We start from the raw sequence: 24,868 nt of genomic DNA on the forward strand, positions 1-24,868 counted from the left end.
CGCTCCGTCAGGTACGCATCAAAAATGCATCCGCGCCAAGCAACTGCTCAACCACATTTCTGGTAGCAACCGGCGCGGCCCTATCGTGCTGCGGGCGTCAAAGCTCTCTTCTTTGACAATATCACCGATGCGAACACGGCTGGCACGCACGTCCAACTGCCGCAACGCCACGCCGTTGGACCGTAAGGTTTGCCTTAACAACCGCTCGGCATGGAGTGGATGGTTCGCGCTGCGGCAGTAATTCAAAATATTGTCGATACGGTTGCCGTAGTGCAGATAGGCATTGCTTCCACACACTGCAAATCGATCGTTATAGCCGCCCCACCATTGCCAGTGGGGCAAGAAACAACGACCTGCATGTGCGCCCGCATTCTGAATCACCCACGAGGGTATTTTGTCGTGATAGAGCAAGTCTGGCCGCGCATAAATCACTACGTCTGGTTGGTATTGCTCCACACTATTCGTAACAGTTTTAAGTGAATGCAACTGATGTAATAAATTTCCTACAGATTTAAATGCATCGCCATAGTAATCACCAAAGCCCTTAATGGCTTCCAAGTCATATTTGGCTAAGCATTGCTCTGGCTCCTCAATTATCAAATTGAAATCACGGTAGAGGTCGTAGTTCTCTTTGCCCAGGGCACCACCTTCACCAGATCGTGCATTGACGACCTGCCCGACATTAAAAAAGTGCCCAAAAAGTCTGACCTCGCCAAGAGCTCGGGCAGGTTCTATTATTTTCTCAACAAAAGGTGAGAATGTAAGACCTGCCCCACGCGGGATGCCGAAAATAGAAATTGCAATCTTCATACATCAAAGTCAATTAACAAGCGAGGGATTTTCATTGCCGTGAATATTATTTTTGAATAATTTATAATATTCAGATTTTTCAAAAAATACTGCAGCCGACTCTGCCCCCAAAGTACTAATATGCTTTCCATCAAAACTAAATGGGACCTCGCCCCCTGCCGAGCCTGGGAAAACCCCTGCTTCAGGAAAAATATAATCCCTATCAATATAAAAAACATTTTTATAATTCTTCGACAGGGACTTAATAATTTCATTTGCATTTTTTGTTTGAACATCACTATTTCTAGTGTAATGCAGTAAATCGAAATTCACACCGCGAATCAAACTTCGCTCATAAGCCAGCCCGATATTTGCATCATAACTTACAGGCGATGGCATTATAAAAACCATCTTTGTCCTAGAGGAAACCTCAGACAACGCAGCCTCAAAGTTTTTTATCTTATTTTGCAAAACGACATCAGACCAAGATCCAGCGAGAACAACGAAATCATATCTTTCGACATTTTCAAAAAGATAATTTCTATTTATTTTACATTGGGCATATGCACGACTAGCAATCGGCCCAGTGAAATCATCACCCAAACTAGGATAGCACCAGTTTGTAGTAACTGAATCAATCCTACGACTCTCATTTATTCCAATTTTATTCCAAAATGGTTCATTTTGGCCAGCAAATGAATCCCCAAAAAGTAAGCCTTTTATCTTGGATGCCTTATCCCCAATCGAGCATTTAAGTCCAGCATCGCCTATCGGCAATGCTTTTATGGTGTCAACGCTATAAAAACACCAGCCATTGCTCACAAGGGGCATGGTTATATCCTTGGTCAATTTTTCATACGCATCACTCATGCGATTTGGCAAGCCCTCGTTGACCGTCACAAATACAGCCAACGAAATAGACAAGCCAACAGGAATTACCAAAGCGAAAAATTTCCGATATGAACTAATTTTTCTCAAATACGATCCAGCCGGACCCTCAACAAAAGTAAATGAAAGATGCCCCAAAAGGCCAGTAAACAATAACGCACAGCCAATATAAATTAAATCATGCTGCTTATTCAAATAACCCAGCAAAACAACAATTGGCCAGTGCCACAAATATAAAGAATAAGAGCGACTGCCTAACCATTGAGCAATCCGCGAGGCAGTCAACAATGAATCAAATTGCATAGAACTTAATACACAGACCGCACCAAGAACGGGCAGCAATGCTCGCCAGCTAGGCCAAATTGATTCTACCGAAAAATATCCAATAGAAAAAATAATCAACCCAAAGCCAAAAATTTCAATAATTCTTCCATTTTTCTGAAATGCATTTTTTTGATGACTAGAAAAATATACCAATCCTCCAGCCAACATCTCCCACATTCGAGTTGGAAGGAGATAAAAGGCACCACTTGGATTTTTTATTGAAATCAGAGATGATAAAAATAAAGAAATCATAAAGGATACAAAAAATCCCCAAACAATATATTTCTTTTTTGGCTTGAGCTTCCACAGCAGCATTAACCCCAAAGGAAGCAAAAGATAAAACTGCCACTCCACCGACAGTGACCACGTATGCAAAAGCCATTTATCATGAGAAGAAACATCGAAGTAGCTAACTTCTTTATAGAAAAGGAAATTAGAAAAAAACCCTAACGCACCCGAAATATGCCGTCCAAGCTGGAGAAATTCAGAGGGAGGCAGAAAAAAGAATCCGCAAGCAATTAATACCAAACACACTACCAGCAAAGCTGGAATTATACGAATACACCGAGAAATATAAAAATCGAATAGCGAAAAATTATTATTAATTGTTTTTTCAAAAATTATCCCAGTCATCAAAAAACCGGAAATAACAAAAAAAACATCAACACCAACAAACCCCCCCGAAAAACCCCAGATACCAAAATGATAAAGAATAACGGACGCTACAGCCCAGGCCCTCAATCCATTAATATCACTTCTAAATTTTGACATCCCCCTACCTCCATACAATTTATCTTAATGAATCACACGCTCTAAAAGTCGAATTTATATAAAAATCAAACCAATCAGACATAAAATTATTCAAATATTGATAGTCTATAGTAAAAAAAGTCACCTGCCCCGGCATCAAGACTTCAACTGGAATGAATCATGCTTCATGAGTAGATGCCTCCAGTACATCGATATATCCGCTGCCACATCGGTACGCTAGACTTGCTAGCTACCTACAACCTCTACTTATTTGCTGTTTTCAGGGATTGAAATAATGAAAATTACCGTCATTGGTACTGGCTACGTTGGCCTGGTTTCTGGCACTTGCCTTGCCGAAGTGGGCAACGACGTGCTCTGCTTAGATGTTGACCCGGCAAAGATCAAGATCCTCGAAGACGGCGGCATCCCCATCTTCGAACCAGGCCTGCAAGAAATGGTGCGCCGCAACGTTGCAGCCGGACGTTTGCACTTCACCACAGACGTAGAGAAGGCCGCGCACTTCGGCACCATCCAGTTCATTGCCGTAGGCACGCCGCCTGACGAAGATGGCTCGGCCGACATGAAATACGTGACTGCTGCCGCCCGCAACATCGGCAAGTACATGACCGACTACAAGGTGGTCGTGGACAAAAGCACTGTGCCGGTAGGCACGGCCGACGCAGTCAAAGCGGCGATTGACGATGAATTGAAGAAACGTGGTGTAAGCACGCCATTCAGCGTGGTGTCCAACCCTGAATTCTTGAAAGAAGGCGCGGCGATTGACGACTTCATGAAGCCAGACCGCATTGTGGTGGGCTGCGATGACGAACAGGCTGCGCTGAACATGCGGGCCCTGTACGCACCTTTCCAACGCAACCATGACCGCCTGATCGTGATGGACGTACGCAGCGCAGAGCTGACCAAATACGCCGCCAACGCGATGCTGGCAACCCGCATCAGCTTCATGAACGAGCTGGCGAACCTGGCCGAGAAGCTGGGCGCCGATATTGAACATGTGCGCAAGGGCATAGGTAGCGACCCGCGCATTGGCTATGACTTTTTGTACGCTGGCGCAGGCTATGGCGGCTCGTGTTTCCCGAAGGACGTGAAAGCACTGATCAAGACGGCTGCCGACGATGCAGGCATTGACCTGAAGGTGCTGAATGCCGTAGAGGCCGCCAATGATGCGCAAAAGCACGTACTGGGCACGAAGATCAAAACGAGGTTTGGAGGCGACTTGAAAGGCAAGCACTTTGCCCTGTGGGGTTTGGCCTTCAAAGCCAACACCGACGACATGCGCGAGGCGACCAGCCGCGAAGTGATCAAAGACCTGCTGGCTGCGGGTGCTACCGTGACCGCATATGACCCGGTGGCCATTGCGGAAGCCAAGCACTGCTTTCCCGACGAGCCCCGCCTGAGCTTTGCAGATAACCAGACGGCAGCTCTGGAAGGAGCCGATGCCCTGGTGATCGTGACAGAGTGGAAAGAATTCCGCAGCCCTGACTTTGCGACGCTGAAGGCCAAGCTGAAAAATCCATTGATTTTCGACGGCCGCAATCTGTACGACCCCAAGCTGGTGCGCGGCATGGGGTTGGAATATTTGGCTATTGGGCGTTAACCGCAGCCCAAGCAAGTCAAGTATGACCTGAGGCAGCCATCCCCCAAAAGAACTACGCTCGGCCTTTGCGCGGTACGTTCGCTTACAGGGATGCCTCATTTCTAGATAAGAATTTCGACCCAATTTCACTTAAAAAACTTTATGGCAATTCTTGTAACTGGTGGCGCTGGATTCATTGGCAGCAACTTCGTGTTGGATTGGCTTTCCCAGTCTGACGAACTTGTGGTCAATCTGGACCGATTAACCTACGCGGGCAATCTGCAGAACCTGGCTTCTATCGCTAATGACCCGCGCCATGTTTTCGTTCATGGCGACATTGGCGACTCAGAGTTGGTTGGGAAACTGCTGGCCCAGCACCAACCCCATGCCGTGCTGAACTTCGCGGCCGAAAGCCATGTAGACCGCTCCATCTCAGGACCCGGCGAGTTCATCCAGACCAACATTGTGGGCACCTTCCACTTGCTGGAGTCTGTGCGCGCCTACTGGGGCAACCTGGACGCAGCCAGCAAGGAAGCATTCCGTTTGTTGCATGTGTCGACCGACGAGGTCTATGGGTCTCTGGCCAAGACGGACGCCGCATTCACCGAAACGAACCGTTACGAGCCGAACAGTCCCTACTCTGCCTCCAAGGCTGCCAGCGACCATTTGGTGCGAGCGTATCACCACACCTATGGATTGCCGGTGTTGACCACCAACTGCTCCAATAACTACGGGCCGCTGCATTTCCCGGAAAAGCTGATACCGCTGATGATCGTCAACGCCCAGGCAGGCAAGCCGCTGCCGGTGTACGGCGATGGCCAACAAATCCGCGACTGGCTGTATGTGCGCGACCACTGCAGTGCGATCCGCCGTGTGCTGGAAGCAGGCCAGCTGGGAGAGACCTACAACATCGGCGGCTGGAATGAGAAACCCAATATCGACATCGTGCATACAGTGTGCGCGTTGCTGGACGAACTGAAACCCCGTGCAGATGGTCAGTCGTACACGCAGCAGATTGCTTATGTGACGGACCGCCCTGGCCACGACCGGCGCTATGCGATAGATGCACGCAAGATTGAGCAGCAACTGGGCTGGAAACCTGCCGAGACTTTTGAAACCGGCATCCGCAAGACGGTGCAGTGGTATCTGGACAACCCGGAATGGGTGGCCAATGTGCAAAGCGGTGGCTACCGCGACTGGGTCAACCAACAGTACGGTGGCTCGGTAGCTGCAGCATGAAGATTTTGCTATTGGGGCGTAATGGCCAGGTGGGCTGGGAGCTACAGCGCAGCCTGGCTCCATTGGGTGAGCTAATTGCCTTGGGATCTGATGCATCGCTGAATCCTGGCAACCTGTGCGGTGATTTCACCGACTTGACTGGCTTGGCCCAGACGGTGCGCCAGGTGCAACCACAGGTGATCGTCAATGCCGGCGCCTATACCGCAGTGGATAAAGCGGAAGCCGAACCAGACGCAGCCCGTACCGTGAATGCGTTAGCACCGGGCGTGCTGGCTGCCGAAGCCAACGTCCTGGGGGCCTGGCTGGTCCACTACTCCACCGATTACGTTTTTAACGGCAGCGGGAGCTCGCCCTGGCGTGAAGCAGACCCTACCGGACCATTGAGCGTCTACGGCCAGACAAAGCTAGAGGGTGAGCAGGCAGTAGCAACTTGCCCCCGGCATTTGATCTTCAGGACCAGCTGGGTATACGCGGCGCGGGGTGGCAATTTTGCCAAGACCATGCTTCGGCTGGCGACGGAGCGCGAAGCTCTGAATGTTATTGACGACCAAATAGGTGCGCCCACATCGGCGGAGCTGCTGGCGGATGTCACAGCCCATGCGTTGATAGCAGCCATACACAAGCCGGAACTGGCCGGTTTGTACCACTGCGTTGCGGGCGGAGAAACCAGCTGGAATGGGTATGCCCGATTTGTTTTAGCACAAGCCCTGACATTGGGCTGGAAGCTCAAAGCTGGGCCTGAACAAGTAGGGTCCACCTCCACGGCCAACTACCCCACCCCTGCGCAACGCCCGCTGAACTCGCGTCTGAGCACGAGCAAGCTACAACACTCCTTCGGGCTGACACTGCCGCACTGGGAAATACAAGTGGCACGCATGCTGCAAGAAATTACAGGGAGGAATTGAATATGACGGAAACACATCTACCCACGGTAGGCACTGCCGTGCGGCGCAAAGGCATCATTCTTGCCGGCGGCTCCGGTACACGCCTGTACCCAGCAACCCAGGCTGTTAGCAAGCAATTGCTGCCTATCTACGACAAGCCCATGATTTATTACCCGCTCAGCGCGCTGCTGCTAGCGGGCATTCGTGAAGTGCTGGTTATTTCCACACCGCAAGACACACCCCGTTTCATCCAGCTGTTGGGCGACGGCAGCCAGTGGGGCATACAACTGACCTACGCCGTGCAGCCCTCGCCCGACGGCTTGGCACAAGCCTTTCTGATCGGCGAGAAGTTCTTGGACGGAGCCCCTAGTGCACTGGTGCTGGGTGACAATATTTTCTACGGCCATGACTTCGCAGGCTTGCTGCACAACGCCAACCAGCAAACCCGTGGCGCCACAGTATTCGCGTATGCGGTGCAGGACCCTGAACGCTACGGCGTGGTGGAATTTGACGCAAATGGCCGGGCCATCAGCCTGGAGGAAAAGCCTACCAACCCCAAGTCACGGTATGCAGTGACCGGCCTGTATTTCTACGATAGCCAGGTCGTTGAATTGGCCAAGAGCGTCAAGCCTTCGGCGCGTGGCGAGCTTGAAATTACCGACTTGAACCGTCTCTACCTAGAACAAGGTACGTTGGATGTGCAAACCATGGGCCGTGGCTACGCCTGGCTGGATACCGGTACGCACGAATCCATGCTGGAAGCAAGTCAATTTATCTATACGATTGAAAATCGCCAGGGCTTGAAAGTGGCGGCCCCCGAGGAAATTGCTTGGCGGCAGGGCTGGATTGATAGCGAACAGTTGCAGAAACTAGCGCAGCCTTTGGCCAAATCAGGCTACGGCCAATACCTGATGCGACTGCTAAAGGAAAAGGTGTTTTGATGAAAGTCACACCATGTGCCATTCCTGATGTGCTGTTGATTGAGCCCCGCGTATTCGGTGATGACCGTGGCTTCTTCTATGAAAGCTTCAACCAACGCGCATTTGACCAAGCCACAGGCTTGAACCTGCAGTTCGTGCAGGACAACCATTCCAAGTCGGCACGGAATGTGTTGCGCGGTCTGCACTACCAGGTGCAGCAGCCTCAGGGCAAATTGGTGCGTGTTGTAGCGGGTGAAGTCTTTGATGTGGCAGTGGATATCAGACGCAACTCACCCACTTTTGGTAAGTGGGTGGGAGCACTTCTCTCCGCCAAGAACAGCCACCAGCTGTGGGTGCCGCCTGGATTGGCACATGGCTTTTTGGTGCTGTCGGAGTCTGCGGAATTTTTATATAAAACAACCGACTACTACGCTCCTGAGCACGAGCGCTGCATTGCTTGGAACGATCCTACATTGGCCATTGACTGGCCCATCACTTCCGGCAGCCCAGCCTTATCGACAAAGGACGCTGCCGGCGCAGCATTCTTGCAAGCCGACTTAGGCTAAGCAACGCCGAGATATGAGCAACATTGAATCTGAACGATACGTATCAATCTAGGGGATAGACATGGCAAAAGGAATGATTTTGGCAGCTGGTCAGGGTACGCGTGTACGCCCCTTGACCAAGAATATGCCCAAGCCGATGGTGCCCATTCTGGGCAAGCCGGTGATGGAATACCTGATCGAACACTTGGCCAACTACGGCATCAAGGAGATCATGGTCAATGTGGCATACAACCACTACAAAATTGAGCAGTATTTTGGTGACGGCCACCGCTGGGGTGTGCAGATCGGCTATGCCTATGAAGGTGTGCGCGAACATGGTGATGTGATACCCAAGCCTTTTGGCTCCGCAGGTGGCATGCGGCGCATCCAGGACTTCAGTGGTTTCTTTGACGAGCCCACGCTGGTGCTGTGTGGCGACGCCTTGATCGACCTGGACATTGGTGCGGCCTTGCACGAACACAAGTCCAAGGGCGCCATTGCCAGTGTGGTGACGCTGGATGTACCGCGCACCGAAGTGTCCAACTACGGCATTGTGGTGGCCAACAACGAAGGGCAAATCCAGTCCTTCCAGGAGAAGCCATCGCCCGAAGAGGCGCAGTCCACCTTGGCCAGCACGGGTATTTACATTTTTGAACCTGAAGCCATTGACCTGATTCCACCCAACAAGGTGTATGACATTGGTTCGGAGCTGTTTCCGCAGCTGGTTGAAAAGAAGCTTCCTTTTTACGCACAGAAGCGCTTTTTCAACTGGATCGACATTGGCCGGGTCAGCGACTACTGGTCCGTGCTGCAACGGGTGCTGCGTGGTGAAGTTGCGCAAATGAACATTCCCGGGCGCGAGGTCAAGCCTGGCATCTGGGTGGGCCTCAATACTTCTATTGCCTGGGATCAGTGCAATATCCAGGGGCCTGTGTACCTGGGCTCCAGCGTGAAAGTGGAGCCAGGTGCCACCATCATTGGACCCTGCTGGATCGGGCACGGTAGCCACATCCGTTCAGGCGCCAAAGTGACGCGCAGCATTCTGTTCGAATACACCCGCATTGCGGCCGATATGCACTTCAACGAAATGATCGTGTCGCCCAACTACTGCGTCGATCGCAATGGTGAAACCCTTTATCGCGGTGATGAGCTGGCCCAGCTGCGCTGGGGCGACGCCCGAGCCTGAAGCTAGATTTGATCGCTGCATAAAAAAAGCCACCTCGCGGTGGCTTTTTCATTGGCTAGTGAACTGGATTAGTTCAGAGCGGTCTTCTTGCTGTCTTTGTAGACGGACAGAGTAATAGCGGGGTTCTTCAACTCACCATTGGGTTCGAAGGCGATGGTGGTAGTCACGCCCTTGTAGTTGGTCTTGATCAACTCAGGGGTGTAGACCTTGGGGTCGGTGGAGTTGGCACGCTTCATAGCGTCTACCAGCACCATGGTCGCGTCATAGGTGTAGGGGCTGTAGATCTGGAACTGACCTGGGTACTTGGCGTCGTAACGTTTCTTCCAGGCTTCGCCGCCAGGCATCTTGGCCAAAGAGGCGCCGCCTTCAGCGCAAACCACGTTGTCCAGCGTCTTGGCGCCAGCAGCCAGCTTGGCCACTTCGTTGGTGCACAGGCCGTCACCACCGAAGTACTTGACGTTGGTCATGCCCAGTTGTTCCATCTGGCGCAGCATAGGGCCAGCCTGGGGGTCCATACCGCCGTAGAAAATAGCGTCAGGAGCCTTGGACTTGATAGAGGTCAGGATCGCCATGAAGTCAGTGGCTTTGTCGGTGGTGAACTGTTCGTCCACCACGGTCATGCCCTTGGCAATCGCGGTCTTCTTGAAAACTTCGGCAACGCCTTGGCCGTATGCGGTACGGTCGTCAACGATGGCAACCTTCTTCAGCTTGAGTGCATCCACAGCGTAGAAAGCCAGCCCAGCACCCAAAGAGTTGTCGTTGGCGATGATGCGGTAGGTGGTCTTGTAGCCAGGCTTGGTCAGGTTGGGGTTGGTTGCAGCGCCCGTGATGTGGGGGATGCCGCAGTCGTTGTAGACCTTGGAAGCGGGGATGGTGGTGCCGGAGTTCAAGTGGCCGACCACGCCGTTGACCTTGGCATCGCACAGCTTTTGTGCCACAGCAGCGCCCTGCTTGGGATCTGCAGCGTCGTCTTCAGCGACCAGTTCAAATTTGATCTTCTTGCCACCGATCACGACGTTTTGCGTGTTCAGGTCGTCCACGGCCATGCGTGCGCCGTTTTCGTTGTCTTTGCCGTAATGGGCTTGCGCACCCGATGTAGGCGCAACGTGACCAATCTTCACGACCTGCACGTCCTGTGCAGAGGCAAGACCTGCCACAGCAGCGATGGCAGCAGCTACAGTCAATTTCAACTTCATTTGCATAAAAACTCCGATATTGGATTGGCTAGAAAACAAATAACTCTGTGAGTTACAAAACGTCACGAGCGGCAGAATAGCGCAATTTCCGGGCCTGGCGCATAGTGAAAACCTCGGACTAACCACTAATAGCCCATTAATTCAACTGATACAGGCCTTGACTATTTAAGAGCCATGGCGTGTTGCCAGCTCGTCTGCCACCGCATCTGACACGGACTGGCGCACGACGAATTCGATTTCCTCGCGCAGACGCGGCACCAGCGCCTGGGTTTGTTGCAGCACCATGGCCGCGACCGCTTCGGTCAGCCGGCGCTCCAAAGACAAATCGATGCGTTGCATGACACGGTGGATGATCTGGTCCTCCAGGGCCTCGTGGTTCGCCATACCTGTCACCACGCTAGACGCCTGCGACACCACCGGCTGCACCACTTCGGTGAGCGTGGGAACGAAACGCGGTGGCTGGCGAGGCGGCGAGGAGGACATCAGGCGGATTCTTTCAATTCAAGATCTTTGCGTTGGATGGCATAGCCACGCGACGCATAGTGTTTCCAGCGCTGACGGGCCAAGCCACGGTCATCCTCGTCCAGCGAGACGACTTCGATCAGCCGCTCGAAACACTCGAACCCGGGTGGCACGGCATCGCCCAGTTGCAGTAAGACTTGCTGGTGCGGGGCTTCCAGCACCGACTCCAGCAGCAGCACCGGGGATGCCGCCAGCAAAGCCACATCAGCACCGTCCAACGCATGGGCCACAAAGTCTGTGCTGGAGAAGGTCCACAAAGCCTGGTCGAGCTGCCGCAGCACGTCGATAGGCCCGGTCACCACGACCCGCGCTCCACTGCGCGTTGCCTTGCGCAACAGCCGGCAGGCGTACGCCTGCTTGTCGGGCGCATTGAAATGGAACTCGACCTCGGTCATGCAGCGGCCAATTTATTTCGCCAGCCGTTTGCGCGGAGCTGCAGGGGCAGGGGCAGCCACGGCTTTACGCGACACTATCTTTTTTGTAGCAGCTGGCGCAGGCGCTATCTGCGCAGAAGGCTGATTCAGCACATAGTCCAGCAGCAACCCAACGGGACGCCCAGTGGCGCCCTTGGCTGCGCCACTCTTCCAGGCCGTGCCGGCAATATCCAGATGGGCCCAAGGCATTTTGGCGGTGAACTTCTGCAAGAACTTAGCCGCCGTGATGGCGCCACCCGCACGGCCAGCCACGTTGGCCATGTCGGCAAAATTAGACTTCAGGCCTTCGCCATATTCGTCGTCCAGCGGCAGGCGCCAGCAGGGGTCGAGCGCGGACTCGCCCGCTGCCTGCAAGGCAGCAGCCAGGCTGTCATCACTGGCAAACATGCCGCTGCGCACGCCGCCCAGGGCGACCACGCAAGCACCAGTCAGCGTAGCGATATCGATGATGGCGCGGGGCTTGAAGCGCTCTGCATAAGTGAGCGCATCGCACAGCACCAGGCGGCCTTCGGCATCGGTGTTCAGGTTTTCAATCGTCTGGCCGCTCATGCTGGTGACCACGTCGCCGGGCTTCACTGCACCACCATCGGGCATGTTCTCGCAGGCGGGGATCAGACCCACCACATTGGTCGCCGGCTTGAGCTCCGCCAAGGCGCGGAATACACCCAGCACGCTTGCCGCGCCGCACATATCGAACTTCATCTCGTCCATCTCGGCCGAGGGCTTGATGGAGATACCACCGGTATCAAAGGTAATGCCCTTGCCCACCAAAACGGTGGGGGCCACGGTTTTGGCTGCACCGTTGTAGTGCAGCACGATGAAACGCAGTGGCTCTTTGGAACCCTGTGCCACCGACATGAACGAGCCCATACCCAGTTGCGCGACCTCTTTAGGGCCCAGCACCTCGCAGCTAATCTTGGGGAAGCGGGCCAGTGTCTTGGCGGCGTTGCCCAACAGCGTGGGCGTGGCGTGGTTGGCTGGGCGATTCGCCCACTCCTTGGCCATCTCAACCCCTGCCACCGTGGCGGCTCCTAACGCAAGCTCGGCCTGGGCCGCTGCCGCATCGGGTGCGCACAGCCACACCTGGGCCAACACGCGGCCTTCGGGCTTGGACTTGGTGGTGGTGTACACATAGGTGGCATCGGCCACAGCCTGCACAACGGCACGCACAGCTTTTTGGGCCGGCGCCCCGGCAAAGCTGATCAGCAACTTGCGCAGGGCCGGACCTTTCACAGCCGCTACTGCCGCCGCCACGGCCTGGCGCGTCTGGCGGGCCGATCCGTCACCCGCACCGACCAGCAACACCCGCGTGGCGACAGCCGCCGCAGGCCGGTACATCTGCAGCAACTTGCCCGGCTTGCTGTCCAAATCCCCGCTTTTGCGAGCCTGCTCTACAAGCTGAGACAATGCATCTTTGCCGGGCTGGAAGGCCTCCGACACCAGCACCACCAGGGCGTCGCACTTTTCTTTGGCGCAAGCCGCCAGGTCCAGGGATTTCAGTTCAAAGTTCATAATCCAGTCTTTTGGTTGGGGCCCCGAGTGCGGCCTGATAGCCAGTGCTAACTAAAGCAACGATGTTATTCCATTCTTCTATTCGCAAAGAGCTGGCACGCGGCTTTGGTGCCACCTTTGTAGCGCTCATCACCATCGTGATGACCATGATGCTGATCCGCACGCTAGGCCAGGCATCCAAGGGCGTGGTCAACCCCTCCGAAGTGATGATGGTACTGGGCTACACCGTGCTGGGCTATATACCCACCATATTGACCCTGAGCCTGTTCGTGTCCACGGTGGCCACCTTGTCGCGCATGTACCGCGACAGCGAAATGGTGATCTGGTTTGCCAGCGGACACGGGCTGATCGGTCTGCTCAAACCCCTGTTCCGTTTTGCCTGGCCCATCCTGCTGGTGGTGGCTGCCATGGCCTTGATCGTCTGGCCCTGGTCCAACCAGCAGATCCAGGACATGAAGGACCGCTACGAACAACGCGGCGACCTGGAGCGCATCGCCCCCGGCCAGTTCCAGGAATCGGCCAACGGCAGCCGGGTGTTCTTTGTGGACAAGGACACGCCGGATAAACGCAGCGGGAACAATGTGTTTATCTCCTCGCTGGAGCACGGCAAGGAAACCGTCACTTCGGCCCGCAGCGCCGAGATCACCAACATCGACAAAAAACAGTTTTTGATGCTCCACCACGGCCAACGCCTGGAATCCACGCTCGGCGAACCCGACCTCAAGGTCAGCGAATTCGAAGAATACGGCACCCGCGTGGGCGACAACGCGCTGGGCAGTAGCGACGCGCCACCCTCGCGCGTGCGCAACTCGCTCGACCTGGTACTGGAGCCCACGCCACTGAATTTAGGTGAACTGGCCTGGCGCCTGAGCCTGGCCCTGGCCGCACTGAATTTTGTAACCATCAGCCTGGCCGTCGCCGGAGGCAACCCGCGCTCGGGCCGCAGCGGCAGCATGGTGTTTGCGCTGTTCGCTTTCATCATCTACTACAACCTGCTGAACCTGGGACAAAACTGGATCACCAACGGCGCAGTGGCCTTCGGCAGCTTCATGCTGAGCCTGCACGGTGGTGTCTTCATCCTGTCCATGGGCTGGTTGCTGGTGCGCCATTACCAATGGTCCTGGCGCTCATTGGTAGCACGTAAACGCACTGGAGCCGCCGCATGAAAACCATTCGCCAGCTGCTGTACAAGGAAATCCTCACCTCGGTGGCTTTTGTCACCCTGGGTTTTCTGGCACTGTTCTTCTTTTTCGACTTTGTGGACGAGCTCCGCTGGGTGGGCAAGGCCGGTGAAAACAGCTACCAACTCGCCCAGGCTGTGCTGGTCGTGGGCCTGATGGTTCCCAGCCATCTGTACGAACTACTGCCCATCACGGTCCTGATTGGCACCATCTTTGTGATGGCGCGCCTGGCGCAAAGCTCGGAATACACCATCCTGCGCACCAGCGGCCTGGGCCCCTGGCGGGCGCTGCATACCTTGCTCACTTTAGGTCTGCTGTTCGTGCTGATCACCTTTAGCATCGGCGATTACCTGGCGCCGCTGACCGACCGCACGGCCCAGTTGGTCAAGGCACGCTTCCAGGGCGATATCACCATCGGACAAACCGGTGCCTGGCTGAAGGAAAAGCAAAACGAGCACTCGTTCGCAGCCAATGTCAGCGCGCTGACTTCCAGCGGCCAGATGCAGGGCATACGTATCTTTGAATTTGGCAGCAACGGCATGCTGGTATCGCTCACGCATGCCGCCAAGGCCGAGTTCGCTGACGACGGCAGCTGGACCCTGTCCAACGTGGAACGCAGCGAATTTCATACCCAGGCGTCCGACAATGCCAGCGTGGAGCGCAGCCACCTTGCCAGCTACCGCTGGCCCACCGAAATCACCGCCGAGATGGTGTCCACCGCCCTGCTCAAACCCGACCGCATGGCCACGCTGGACCTGTTCCAATACATACGCCACCTGAACGCCAACGGCCAATCCGCCCAGCGCTATGAGATCGAGTTCTGGCGCAAGGTCTTCTACCCTCTGAGTTGCCTGGTGATGGTGGTGCTGGCCCTTCCATTCGCCTATCTGCACTTCCGCGCTGGTGGCATCACCAGCTATGTATTCGGCGGCGTCATGGCCGGCATCAGCTTCTTCTTGCTGAACAACGTGTTTGGCTACATTGGCAATCTGCAGAACTGGCAGCCCTGGCTGACCGCCGCCTCGCCAGGCATTATTTACTCCATGCTCTCGCTGGCCGCATTCGGCTGGCTGGTGCTGCGCCGTTAAGGAATCGCATGCTGACACGAGGTGTTATTTTGTTTGCCCATGGATCCCGTGACCCCCTGTGGCACAAGCCGATGGAAGCGGTGGCGGACCAGGTCCGGGCACTGGACCCGCAGGCCCATGTGGTGTGCGCCTACCTGGAACTGACCGAGCCCGATCTGCCCAGCACGGCACGCCAGCTGGTTGCCCAGGGGGCGCAGCAATTGACGGTTGTGCCCATGTTCCTTGGTGTGGGCCGGCACGCGCGCGAAGACTTGCCGCTGCTGGTAGAGGGTATGCGCTTGGAGCACCCTCACGTAGACATACGGCTGCAAGCCGCCGTGGGAGAAAATCCACAATTGGTTTCCTTGCTGGCCAAGATTGCACTGGGCACCGAACACCCCCTATAGACACTTACGGCATAATGAATTTCACAATACGCTGAAATTCGATATGAACCTACACCAATTCCGCTTCGTGCAAGAAGCTGCCCGGCGCGGCCTGAACCTCACAGAGGCCGCCAAGGCACTGCACACCTCGCAGCCCGGCGTGTCCAAGGCCATCATCGAGCTGGAAGAAGAATTGGGCGTAGAGATCTTCGCCCGCCACGGCAAGCGGCTCAAACGCATCACCGAACCCGGCCAACACGTGCTGCAAAGTATTGAACTCATCATGCGCGAGGTGGGCAACCTCAAGCGCATTGGCGAGCAGTTCAGCGCGCAAGACAGCGGCACCTTGTCGATTGCCACCACCCACACCCAGGCGCGCTACGTGCTGCCGGTGCCGGTGGCCAAGCTGCGCGAGGCCTACCCCAAGGTGAATGTCAGCCTGCACCAGGGCTCGCCCGACCAGGTGGCCCGCATGCTGATCGACGAGGTAGCCGAGATCGGCATTGCCACCGAGTCGCTGTCCAACTACGCCGAACTGGTCACCCTGCCCTGCTACGAATGGCAACACGTCATCGTCTTCCCCGCCAACCATCCGCTAGCAAAAAAAGAGCGCCTGACGCTGGAAGACATTGCGCAAGAGCCCATCATCACCTACCACCCCTCGTTCACAGGCCGTACCAAAGTGGACCAGGCATTCGCCGCGCGCAAGCTGGTGCCACGCATCGCCTTGGAAGCCATCGACTCCGACGTGATCAACACCTACGTGCGCCTGGGTCTGGGTATTGGCATCGTGGCCGAAATGGCGGTACGCGATGCCCTGAACAGCGACCTGGTGGTACGCCCCGCCGGCGCATTGTTTGGCCAGAACGTCACCCGCGTAGCCTTCAAACGCAGCGCCTACCTGCGCAGCTTCGTCTACAAATTTGCCGAACTGCTGAGCGACCGCCTCAGCCCCAAGCTGGTCGCCCAAGCCATGACCGGCCACGTGAATGATTACGAACTCTGATTCCGCCACGCAACTTTCTGCATGAACCCCGCCATGACGCAAGCAGCCCCCCGCACCCCTACCCTGCAAACCAAGCTCCCCGCCGTAGGCACCACCATCTTCACCGTGATGTCGGCCCTGGCGACCGAACACAACGCGGTCAACTTGGGCCAGGGCTTTCCAGACTTCAACTGCGACCCGGCGCTGGTACAGGCCGTCACCGACGCCATGCAGCAGGGGCTGAACCAGTACCCGCCCATGCCCGGCATTCCGGCACTGCGCGAAGCGGTTGCTACAAAAATAAAAGCACTCCACGCTCGTGAATACAGCGCCAACACCGAAATAACCATTACGGCCGGCGCGACGCAAGGCATCATCACCGCCATCTTGGCCGTGGTGCGCCCGGGTGACGAAGTCATCGTATTGGAACCCTGCTACGACAGCTATGTGCCCAACATCGAGCTGGCCGGCGGCACCGTGGTGCGCGTGCCGCTGACGCCGCACACCTTCCGCCCCGACTTTGACAAGATCGCCGCCGCGATCACGCCCCAAACCCGCGCCATCCTGATCAATTCGCCGCACAACCCCAGCGCCACCATCTGGTCGCGCGAAGACATGCTGCAGCTGCAAGAGCTGCTGGCGCCCACCGAGGTGCTGCTGATCAGCGACGAGGTCTACGAGCACATGGTGTTCGACGGCCGCCAGCACGAGAGCGCCGCCCGCTACCCGGGCCTGGCCGCACGCGCCTTCATCGTCAGCAGCTTTGGCAAGACCTTCCACGTGACCGGCTGGAAGGTCGGCACCGTGGTCGCCCCCGCGCCGCTGATGGCCGAGTTCCGTAAGGTGCACCAGTTCAATGTGTTCACCGTCAATACCCCGGTGCAGCACGGCCTGGCGAAGTACCTGGCCGACCCCGCTCCCTACCTGGAGCTGCCAGCGTTCTACCAGCGCAAACGCGATCTGTTCCGCGAAGGCTTGAAGCAGACCAGGTTCAAGCTGCTGCCCAGCGAGGGTAGTTACTTCCAGTGCGTCGATATTTCGGCAGTGAGCGACCTGAGCGAGTCCGACTTCTGCCAGTGGCTCACCAAGGAAATCGGCGTAGCCGCGATTCCGCTGTCGGCCTTTTACGGCGACGGGTTTGACCAGCGCGTGGTGCGTTTCTGCTTCGCCAAGAAGGATGAAACCCTGCAGGCGGCACTGGCCCGTCTGGCCAAGCTTTAACTACAAATATGATAGCTACTGACGCAGGTATTACCTGCGCCAGCGGCCTATTTCGCTTCTAGATAATCGTAGACAACCTCACCCATGCCCAGGGTCAAGTCGGCGATGAAGTGCGAGGCCGAAACCACCTCCAGCACCGGCAGCCGGGCCACGTCCACCGTCACATGCTGGAACAGCTCCAGCGCAGCCGGGCCGGTCCAGGCGCCTTTGACCTGCACGTCCTCCAGCCGGTAGCGCACCAGCTCCAGAATGCGCGGCGTGCCGTCCACATGCGGGATGATCTTCAGCAAGTAGCTGGGCTCGACCAGGGCTTTGTGCACCGCCGCGCTGTCGGTCACCTTGTGCTTGTAGCCCATGGTGCCGACCGCGCAGCGCAGGCTGCCGCAGTCCAGCGTGCCAACGATCACCTCGCCCTCGTGGCTGATCTTGGGACAGGCCAGCTTCTTAGGGAAACCCCATAGCTCGCGGCCGCCGGCGATGGGCGCGTCGTCGTCCAGGTACATGGAATGCACGTAGCCGCCGGGATTGCCCTCGTAGGTCACCGGAATCACCTGGCCCGACTCGGTGTAGTCGCCAAAGCCGGTCGAATCCGGCATGCGGATGAACTCGTACTTGACGATGTTGTCGGCCAACTGCAGAGGCTCCGGCACCACGGCGCGCAGGGCATCCGGGTCGGTGCGGTAGCTGATGACGATGTATTCGCGGTTGTAGAAGCGGTAGGGCGGCCGAGGAAAGGAAGGATTGGTCAACGGCATGGCGAATGCCGTTGCCCGCACTTGGGCGATGTCCATGGCGGGCCCGTGCTTACTGCGCCGTCCAGCCGCCGTCGTTGGCCCAGGCTACGCCGCGCACGTTGTCGGCTGCGGGGGAGCAGAAGAACACGGCCAGGCCGCCTAGTTGCTCGGGGGTGGTGAACTGCAGCGAAGGCTCCTTCTCGCCCAGCAGTTCCTTGGTGGCCTGTGCCACGGTGATGCCTTCCTTGGCCGAGCGGTCGTCGATCTGCTTTTGCACCAGTGGGGTGAGCACCCAGCCGGGGCAGATGGCGTTCACCGTGATGCCGGTCTGCGCAGTTTCCAGCGCCACCACCTTAGTCATGCCCACAATGCCGTGCTTGGCCGCCACATAGGCCACTTTCTGGGCCGAGCCGACCAAGCCGTGGGCGGATGCAACACTAATCACACGGCCCCAGTTCTTGGCACGCATGCCGGGTATCACCAGGCGCGTGGCGTGGAAGGCAGCGCTGAGGTTGATGGCGATGATGGAGTCCCACTTTTCAATGGGGAATTCTTCGATCGGCGCCACGTACTGGATGCCGGCGTTGTTGACCAGAATATCTACGCCACCGAACTCGGCGTTCGCGTAGTCGATCATGGTGGCGATCTCGGCCGGCTTGCTCATATCGGCACCGCTATAGCCTACCTTGACGCCCAGCGCCTCCACCTCGGCCTTGGGGCCTGCATGGTCGCCAAAACCATTCAGGATGATGTTGGCGCCTTGCTTGGCCAACTCCAGGGCAATGCCCAAACCAATACCGCTGGTAGAGCCGGTGACGAGAGCAGTTTTTCCGTTCAGCATAGGTAGATCCAATCAAGGTGAGGTGAAAGAAAACAGGTGCCTTAAGCGGCGTTACCGCAAGGGTATACCACTAAGCTTGCCCGCGTATGTAGGTCAACAGGCAATGGCATCTGCAAAGTTTTGCGAACTCCTGCGCTCACCAAGAACTGTAGACTTGCGCCCCATGCCAGCCCCCGCCTACGCCCGTTGCGACATCCGCAGTTACAGCGGTGAACACATGGCGCACGCGCACGACTACGCCCAGGTCATGTTTGCCGTGCAAGGCCGCATGGAACTGGAGATTGGCGGCCAAGCCAGCTTTGCCGACACGGCTTGCGGCGTGGTGATTCCGGCCGGGGTGGCGCACGGTTTTCTGGCCAGCGCCAACGCCCGCATGTGGGTGGCCGACGTACCGGCCCACACCGGCCTGGAGCGCATGCGGCGCTTTGCCGTGCCTGCCCGCTGCCATGGCGGTCTGGACGCAGTGGCCGACCAACTCAGCGCCATTCTGCAAGCCCCCAAGGTGCTGCAGCGCCGCAGTCTGCGCCTGCAGGAGCTGGACCAGGCGCTGGACGCGGCCCTGCACGCGGACTGGACCACGGCGCGCATGGCGGCCCTGTTCTTTCTGAGCCCGCAGCGCTTCCACGCCCGCCTGCTGGAGCTGACCGGCACCACACCCCAGACCTATTTACGCGCACGCCGCCTGCGCCAGGCCATGCAGTGGATACAGGCCGGCATGCCGCTGGAAACGGCGGCGCTGCAGCTAGGCTACCGCACGGCCAGCGCCCTGGCCTACGCGCTGCGGAGAGACTACCGGGTGGGCGCCAAACAGCTGCGCCAGCGATAGAACAAGAGTTTCTCGACAGTCACGCATCGGCACTGCCCCAGCATGGGGGTATGCAAAACAAATCTCTCTCCGGCACGCTGATGGTCCTGGGCGCCGCCGTCTTGTGGGGTACCACCGGCACCACCCAAAGCCTGGTCCCCACGCATCTCTCGGCCTACTGGATAGGCGCTTTGCGGCTGGTGGTGGCAGCGGCATTTTTCAGCGCAGTCACCCTGGCTACGCTGTCCCGCGCGCAGTTGCGCCAGGGCTTGCGCGCCCTGCCCGGCTGGAGCGTGCTGCTGGCCGGTGCCAGCGTCGCCGGCTACAACCTGGCCTTCTTTGCTGGCGTCAAGGCCACGGGCGTGGCCATAGGCACGGCCATCGCCCTGGGCAGCGGCCCGCTGTGGGCTGGCCTGCTGCAATGGCTGCTGACACGCCAGTTGCCGGCCTGGAGCTGGTGGATGGGCACGCTGCTGGCGGTGGGCGGCGGCAGCCTGATGGTGCTGTCTGGCGCGTCCACCGGTGGCACGGCGGCCAGCCTGCACGGCATCGCCCTGTGCCTGTTGGCAGGCCTGAGCTACGCCGCCTACGCCTTGCTGAACCAGCGCCTGGTGCACGCGACCTCACCCACCATGGCGACGCTGGCTGCGTTCGGCACAGCCGCTGCGCTAGCAGTGCCCGTGGCCTGGGCCATCTCGGGCAGTGTGACACTCGGCCCGCGCGACTGGGCCGTGGTGGGCTATCTGGGGGTGGTAGCCACTGGCATGGCCTACCTGCTGTTCAGCCACGCGCTGCGCTGGATCAGCAGCGCCACCGCCGTCACCCTGGCGCTGGCCGAGCCGCTGGTGGCGTTCTACCTGGCCCTGCTGGTGCTGCACGAGGCGGCCAGCACCGGCGCATTCATCGGCCTGGGCCTGGTGCTGGCAGGGCTGGCCGTGGTGGTGCTGGCCGAGGTGCGGCGCAAGGCCTGATCATGCTCAGGCGCGCTGCGGTGCCAGCGTCTTGGCGTACAGCGAGGCGCCAGTCAGGTCCTTCAGCGTCACCGTCATGGCCTTGGTCTTGGCATCGATGTCCACCTGGCCGAAGAACTGGTAACCAGCCGAGGGCGCGGTGTTCTGCTCGGGCGGGGCCTTTTGGTAGACCACTTGCATGCCGAAGGTGTCATCCACCTTGTTCGGACCAAAACTGCCCGAGTTCAGCGGGCCGGAGACGAATTCCCAGAACGGCGCAAAGTCGTTGAACTGGGCCTTGGCCGGGTCGAAGTAATGCGCGGCGGTGTAGTGCACATCGGCGGTCAGCCACACCACGTTGTGGATGCCGGCGCGCTTGATCTCGCGCAGCAGGCGGGCGATCTCGATCTCCCGGCCACGCGGCATACCGTTGTCGCCGTTGGCAATGGCTTCCCATTTGTCGCGGCCTTCGGCGTCCTTGCCGTCTGGCACCTGCAGGCCGATGGGCATGTCGGCGGCGATCACCTTCCAGGTGGCCTTGCTGCGCTTCAGGCCGTCCAACAGCCAGTCCACCTGGGGTCGGCCCATGAAGGCGCTTTCCGGGGTTTCACTGGTTTGCAGATTGGCACTGTTGGGGCCACGGTAGCTGCGCATGTCCACCACAAACATGTCCAGCAGCGGGCCCTGGGGCAGGTGGCGGTAGACGCGCTGGCTTTCCACATCGGCGGTGCGGCGCAGCGGCGCGTATTCCAGGAAGGCCTTGGCACCGCGCGCCATCAGCAGGGGCACGTTCTTCTCAGAATAGCGCGGGTCGGCGCTGACGTCTTTGGAGTCCGACCAGTTGTTGGTGACCTCGTGGTCGTCCCACTGCCAGATCTGCGGCACGTCCGCAGCCATGCGGCGGATGTTGGCATCCATCAGGTTGTAGCGGTGGCGGCCACGGTATTCGTTCAAGGTCTCGGCCACTTTGCTGACCTCTTCGGTCACGATGTTGTTCCAGATGCTGCCGTCGGGCAGCTTGACCTGGGCGCTGATGGGGCCGTCGGCGTAAATGGTGTCGCCGCTGTGCAAGAAGAAGTCGGGGTTCACCTTGCGCATCTGGTCGTAGATGGACATACCGCCCCAGGCCTCGTTGATGCCCCAGCCCTGGCCGGCGGTGTCGCCGCTCCAGGTGAAGCGCACGTCGCGCACAGCGCGGCTACCGGCCGCTGCCGGCAGGCGCAGGTGGCCGGCCATGGGCTCGGACATCACGCGTTCGTTGTGCAGGTCTTGCAGGATCACGCGGTAGAAAATTTCCTGGCCGGCAGGCAGGCCCGCCAAGTCCAGGCGGCCGGTGAAGTCGCTGTCTTCCATCAGATACGGGCCGCGCACGCGGGTGCTGTTGGCAAAGCTGGCGGTGGTGGACCAGTCCACCCACAGGCGGGCCGGGCGGTCGCTGCGGGTCCAGACGATGGCGCCGTCGGCCTTGGGGTCGCCGCTTTGGATGCCCTGGGCCATCTGCGGGCGCATGGCATCGCGGGTGATGACGGCGGGGGCGGACTGGGCCCAGCTACGCAGCGGCAAGGCAGTGGCACCGGCGACTGCGGTGGTGGCGTTCAAAAACAGGCGGCGATCCATGCAACTCTCCAATCGTGGGTAATCGATACAAGCAGTACAAGCCCACATTCTTGAAAACCCAAATGTCAAGCGTATGACCCCGGCATAACCAAGCCGCCGCGCCAACGTTTCAGGCCCATTCTCGCCACTGCCTATATTCGACAAGCGTTAGCAGCTACTGAATGCATAGCAAAAAGAGTATCAAAGTAGAGGATGACAGACACAAAACTTCACACAAACAGGTGAGCGTGCGACAGAATGTGGCAGCTATTTGTCGCCAAGTAGCCGATAGAAACCTGAGACCCAGGGTGTAACCCCATATTTGAAAGCGCGTCTATGACCTTTGCAGCAGCCTCCCCCCATCAATCGGTCGCGCGCAAGCTGGCGCTTGTGTCCCTGGCCGGGCTTGCCATCGTGCTGCTGGCCGTCAGCATCACCATTGGTTGGCTCGAGCACAACAGCACCCAGGCGCTGATGGTCAAGTCGGTGGAGGAGAAGGTGCAAAGCGTAGCCGCTGTGGCCGATGCCTATGACCAGATCAACCGCAGCACGGTGCAGAGCGACTTCGACAGCTTCCGCCAGAAGTTCGACCCGGCACTTGTGCTGGATGAAACCACGGGCGATCTGAGCAATGCAGGCACCGTGCTGAACAACGACTTTACGCTGGTGGACCAGTTCAGCAAGGACCACGGGGGCGTCGCCACGGTGTTTGCCAAGAAGGGCGAAGACTTCCTGCGCGTTACCACCTCGCTGAAGAAGCAGGACGGCACACGCGCCATGGGCACCCTGCTAGACCGCAACCACCCGGCCTACAAGCTGGTCACGGCCGGCCAGGGCTACACCGGCCCGGCCGTGCTGTTCGGCAAGCCCTATATGACGCACTACGAGCCTGTCAAAAATGCGGCCGGCGCCATCACGGGCATTCTGTTTGTCGGCAGCGACATTTCGCTGCAGCAGACCGCGTTGGAAAAGCAGGTGGCTGCTTCCCACTTCTTCGCCACCGGAGGCATTTACTACATAGATGCCAAGAACGCCCTGGCAGACGCGGTGTTCATCGCCCACCCCACCGCCAAAGGCAAGAAGGTGCTGGAGGCCTATCCGCAGGCCGAGAAGTTCCTGCAAGAGCTGTCTACCGCGCCCGACGGCTATGTGCGCAATGCCTCCCCGCTGTTGGGTGAGCAGAAGGACAACCGCTGGGCCTTGATGCGCAAGACGCAGTCCGGCAAGGGCTGGCTGGTGGCCGAGGTGTCCGAAAAGGAATCCATGGCCGAATACTGGCGCAATATGGGCGTGATCTGGGGCCTGCTGGCCGCCACCACGCTGCTGCTAGGCGCGGGCCTGTATCTGCTGGTGCGCCGCAACGTCAGCCAGCCGCTGGAGGAGCTTACCCGTGCCGTCACAACCGTAGCCCATGGCGACCTGACGCAAACCTTCGTGACAAAGCGCAAGGACGAAATCGGCGCCCTGGTCAATGAAGTCGAGGGCATGCGCCAACGCTATCTGCAGGCCTTGTCGCAGGTGCGCTCTTCGGTGGACAGCATCAACAACGCCAGCAGCGAGATTGCCACCGGCAACCAGGACCTGAGCAGCCGCACCGAACAGGCTGCCAGCAGCCTGCAGACCACCGCCTCCAGCATGGAAGAGTTGACCTCCACCGTTCGGCAGTCAGCCGATGCCGCGCAGCAGGCCAATAAACTGGCCGCGTCCGCTGCCGCCGTGGCCGCACGCGGTGGCTCGGTGGTGGGCGAGGTGGTGGCCACCATGCACGACATCAACCAAGGCTCCAAGAAAATTGCCGACATCATCGGAGTGATCGACGGCATTGCCTTCCAGACCAACATCCTGGCGCTGAACGCCGCCGTGGAAGCCGCCCGCGCCGGGGAGCAAGGCCGTGGCTTTGCCGTGGTGGCCAGCGAGGTGCGCAACCTGGCTGGGCGCAGCGCCGACGCGGCCAAGGAGATCAAGCAACTGATAGGCGCGTCCGTCACGAAGATCGAATCCGGCGCTCAGCTGGTGCAGGACGCGGGCAGCACCATGGACGAAATCGTGCGCTCGGTGCAACGTGTCAGCGACATCATTGGCGAAATCACCTCTGCGTCCTCGGAGCAGTCGGGCGGCATTGCCGAGGTGAATACCGCCGTCAGCCAGCTGGACCAGATGACGCAGCAAAACGCCGCATTGGTCGAACAATCCGCCGCCGCAGCCGAAAGCCTGCGCGACCAGGCCGAGCGCCTGGCCCAGGCCGTGGCAGTGTTCAAGCTAGCCGGCGCGGGCGCCAGCCTGCCACGGCTGACGCACGGCTGATCCGAACCGGAT

23 protein-coding genes are annotated in these 24,868 nt (G+C 58.2%); 14 read left to right on the top strand and 9 right to left on the bottom strand.

Annotated features, from left to right (window positions below; genetic code table 11):
- Positions 1 to 18 precede the first annotated feature (18 nt).
- Positions 19 to 810 carry a hypothetical protein gene (locus tag AC4BBN_RS01975; RefSeq protein WP_490590271.1) on the bottom strand — a complete coding sequence of 264 codons (792 nt, stop codon included), beginning with the start codon at positions 808 to 810 and terminating at the stop codon, positions 19 to 21.
- A gap of 9 nt (positions 811 to 819) precedes the next feature.
- Complete coding sequence (locus tag AC4BBN_RS01980; protein ID WP_490590272.1) at positions 820 to 2,772, bottom strand: acyltransferase family protein; 1,953 nt, start codon at positions 2,770 to 2,772, stop codon at positions 820 to 822.
- 274 nt (positions 2,773 to 3,046) lie between these two features.
- Between AC4BBN_RS01980 and AC4BBN_RS01985 the strand changes: the two genes are divergently transcribed.
- The 6 genes from AC4BBN_RS01985 (at position 3,047) to AC4BBN_RS02010 (ending at position 9,122) form a co-directional block, all read left to right on the top strand.
- Positions 3,047 to 4,369, top strand: a complete 1,323-nt coding sequence (locus AC4BBN_RS01985; RefSeq protein WP_490590273.1) for a UDP-glucose dehydrogenase family protein — start codon at positions 3,047 to 3,049, stop codon at positions 4,367 to 4,369.
- Positions 4,370 to 4,510: 141 nt separating this feature from the next.
- A complete protein-coding gene (rfbB, locus tag AC4BBN_RS01990) occupies positions 4,511 to 5,587 on the top strand; it encodes a dTDP-glucose 4,6-dehydratase (protein ID WP_490590274.1) in 1,077 nt (358 codons plus the stop codon).
- Positions 5,584 to 6,492 carry a dTDP-4-dehydrorhamnose reductase gene (rfbD, locus tag AC4BBN_RS01995; RefSeq protein WP_490590275.1) on the top strand — a complete coding sequence of 303 codons (909 nt, stop codon included), beginning with the start codon at positions 5,584 to 5,586 and terminating at the stop codon, positions 6,490 to 6,492. The genes rfbB and rfbD overlap by 4 nt, the downstream gene beginning before the upstream one ends.
- A 2-nt stretch (positions 6,493 to 6,494) precedes the next feature.
- Entirely contained in the window at positions 6,495 to 7,412 is a 918-nt protein-coding gene (gene rfbA, locus AC4BBN_RS02000; RefSeq protein WP_490590276.1) for a glucose-1-phosphate thymidylyltransferase RfbA, read from the top strand.
- Positions 7,412 to 7,957, top strand: a complete 546-nt coding sequence (rfbC, locus tag AC4BBN_RS02005; protein ID WP_490590277.1) for a dTDP-4-dehydrorhamnose 3,5-epimerase — start codon at positions 7,412 to 7,414, stop codon at positions 7,955 to 7,957. The genes rfbA and rfbC overlap by 1 nt, the downstream gene beginning before the upstream one ends.
- Before the next feature lie 73 nt (positions 7,958 to 8,030).
- Positions 8,031 to 9,122, top strand: a complete 1,092-nt coding sequence (locus AC4BBN_RS02010) for a nucleotidyltransferase family protein (protein WP_490591372.1) — start codon at positions 8,031 to 8,033, stop codon at positions 9,120 to 9,122.
- 68 nt (positions 9,123 to 9,190) lie between these two features.
- Here the strand turns inward: AC4BBN_RS02010 and AC4BBN_RS02015 are convergent, their stop codons facing one another.
- From AC4BBN_RS02015 to AC4BBN_RS02030, 4 genes are all read right to left on the bottom strand, one after another.
- The gene (locus AC4BBN_RS02015) at positions 9,191 to 10,324 is read right to left on the bottom strand and encodes a branched-chain amino acid ABC transporter substrate-binding protein (RefSeq protein ID WP_490590278.1); all 1,134 of its coding nucleotides are present in this window, start codon (positions 10,322 to 10,324) and stop codon (positions 9,191 to 9,193) included.
- Between the two features lie 159 nt (positions 10,325 to 10,483).
- On the bottom strand, positions 10,484 to 10,801 hold the full coding sequence (locus tag AC4BBN_RS02020) for a hypothetical protein (RefSeq protein ID WP_490590279.1): 318 nt from the start codon (positions 10,799 to 10,801) through the stop codon (positions 10,484 to 10,486).
- On the bottom strand, positions 10,801 to 11,235 hold the full coding sequence (locus AC4BBN_RS02025; protein ID WP_490590280.1) for a DNA polymerase III subunit chi: 435 nt from the start codon (positions 11,233 to 11,235) through the stop codon (positions 10,801 to 10,803). The genes AC4BBN_RS02020 and AC4BBN_RS02025 overlap by 1 nt, the downstream gene beginning before the upstream one ends.
- 12 nt (positions 11,236 to 11,247) lie before the next feature.
- Positions 11,248 to 12,786 carry a leucyl aminopeptidase gene (locus AC4BBN_RS02030; protein WP_490590281.1) on the bottom strand — a complete coding sequence of 513 codons (1,539 nt, stop codon included), beginning with the start codon at positions 12,784 to 12,786 and terminating at the stop codon, positions 11,248 to 11,250.
- 62 nt (positions 12,787 to 12,848) lie between these two features.
- Between AC4BBN_RS02030 and lptF the strand changes: the two genes are divergently transcribed.
- The 5 genes from lptF to AC4BBN_RS02055 are packed head-to-tail and all read left to right on the top strand — an operon-like array spanning position 12,849 to position 17,626.
- Complete coding sequence (lptF, locus tag AC4BBN_RS02035; protein ID WP_490590282.1) at positions 12,849 to 13,952, top strand: LPS export ABC transporter permease LptF; 1,104 nt, start codon at positions 12,849 to 12,851, stop codon at positions 13,950 to 13,952.
- Positions 13,949 to 15,055, top strand: a complete 1,107-nt coding sequence (gene lptG, locus AC4BBN_RS02040; protein ID WP_490590283.1) for an LPS export ABC transporter permease LptG — start codon at positions 13,949 to 13,951, stop codon at positions 15,053 to 15,055. The genes lptF and lptG overlap by 4 nt, the downstream gene beginning before the upstream one ends.
- A gap of 8 nt (positions 15,056 to 15,063) precedes the next feature.
- The gene (locus tag AC4BBN_RS02045) at positions 15,064 to 15,441 is read left to right on the top strand and encodes a sirohydrochlorin chelatase (protein WP_490590284.1); all 378 of its coding nucleotides are present in this window, start codon (positions 15,064 to 15,066) and stop codon (positions 15,439 to 15,441) included.
- Between the two features lie 43 nt (positions 15,442 to 15,484).
- Complete coding sequence (locus tag AC4BBN_RS02050; RefSeq protein ID WP_490590285.1) at positions 15,485 to 16,426, top strand: CysB family HTH-type transcriptional regulator; 942 nt, start codon at positions 15,485 to 15,487, stop codon at positions 16,424 to 16,426.
- Between the two features lie 33 nt (positions 16,427 to 16,459).
- The gene (locus tag AC4BBN_RS02055; protein WP_490590286.1) at positions 16,460 to 17,626 is read left to right on the top strand and encodes a pyridoxal phosphate-dependent aminotransferase; all 1,167 of its coding nucleotides are present in this window, start codon (positions 16,460 to 16,462) and stop codon (positions 17,624 to 17,626) included.
- Positions 17,627 to 17,673: 47 nt separating this feature from the next.
- On the opposite strand, the gene AC4BBN_RS02060 is transcribed toward AC4BBN_RS02055, so the two are convergent.
- Both AC4BBN_RS02060 and AC4BBN_RS02065 read right to left on the bottom strand, forming a co-directional pair.
- A complete protein-coding gene (locus AC4BBN_RS02060) occupies positions 17,674 to 18,417 on the bottom strand; it encodes an acetoacetate decarboxylase (protein WP_490590287.1) in 744 nt (247 codons plus the stop codon).
- Positions 18,418 to 18,430: 13 nt separating this feature from the next.
- On the bottom strand, positions 18,431 to 19,201 hold the full coding sequence (locus AC4BBN_RS02065) for a 3-hydroxybutyrate dehydrogenase (protein WP_490590288.1): 771 nt from the start codon (positions 19,199 to 19,201) through the stop codon (positions 18,431 to 18,433).
- A gap of 163 nt (positions 19,202 to 19,364) precedes the next feature.
- Here AC4BBN_RS02065 and AC4BBN_RS02070 point away from each other — a divergent pair, with 163 nt between their 5' ends.
- Positions 19,365 to 20,027: a helix-turn-helix domain-containing protein gene (locus tag AC4BBN_RS02070; protein WP_490590289.1), complete on the top strand. Its 663-nt coding sequence runs from the start codon at positions 19,365 to 19,367 to the stop codon at positions 20,025 to 20,027.
- A 50-nt stretch (positions 20,028 to 20,077) separates the two neighbouring features.
- Positions 20,078 to 20,977, top strand: a complete 900-nt coding sequence (locus tag AC4BBN_RS02075; RefSeq protein ID WP_490590290.1) for a DMT family transporter — start codon at positions 20,078 to 20,080, stop codon at positions 20,975 to 20,977.
- A gap of 6 nt (positions 20,978 to 20,983) precedes the next feature.
- On the opposite strand, the gene AC4BBN_RS02080 is transcribed toward AC4BBN_RS02075, so the two are convergent.
- On the bottom strand, positions 20,984 to 22,573 hold the full coding sequence (locus tag AC4BBN_RS02080; RefSeq protein ID WP_490590291.1) for an alkaline phosphatase D family protein: 1,590 nt from the start codon (positions 22,571 to 22,573) through the stop codon (positions 20,984 to 20,986).
- 315 nt (positions 22,574 to 22,888) lie between these two features.
- Here AC4BBN_RS02080 and AC4BBN_RS02085 point away from each other — a divergent pair, with 315 nt between their 5' ends.
- Positions 22,889 to 24,856, top strand: a complete 1,968-nt coding sequence (locus tag AC4BBN_RS02085) for a methyl-accepting chemotaxis protein (RefSeq protein WP_490590292.1) — start codon at positions 22,889 to 22,891, stop codon at positions 24,854 to 24,856.
- Positions 24,857 to 24,868 lie beyond the last annotated feature (12 nt).

The sequence above is a fragment of the Rhodoferax sp. SPJ21 genome (assembly GCF_058216335.1).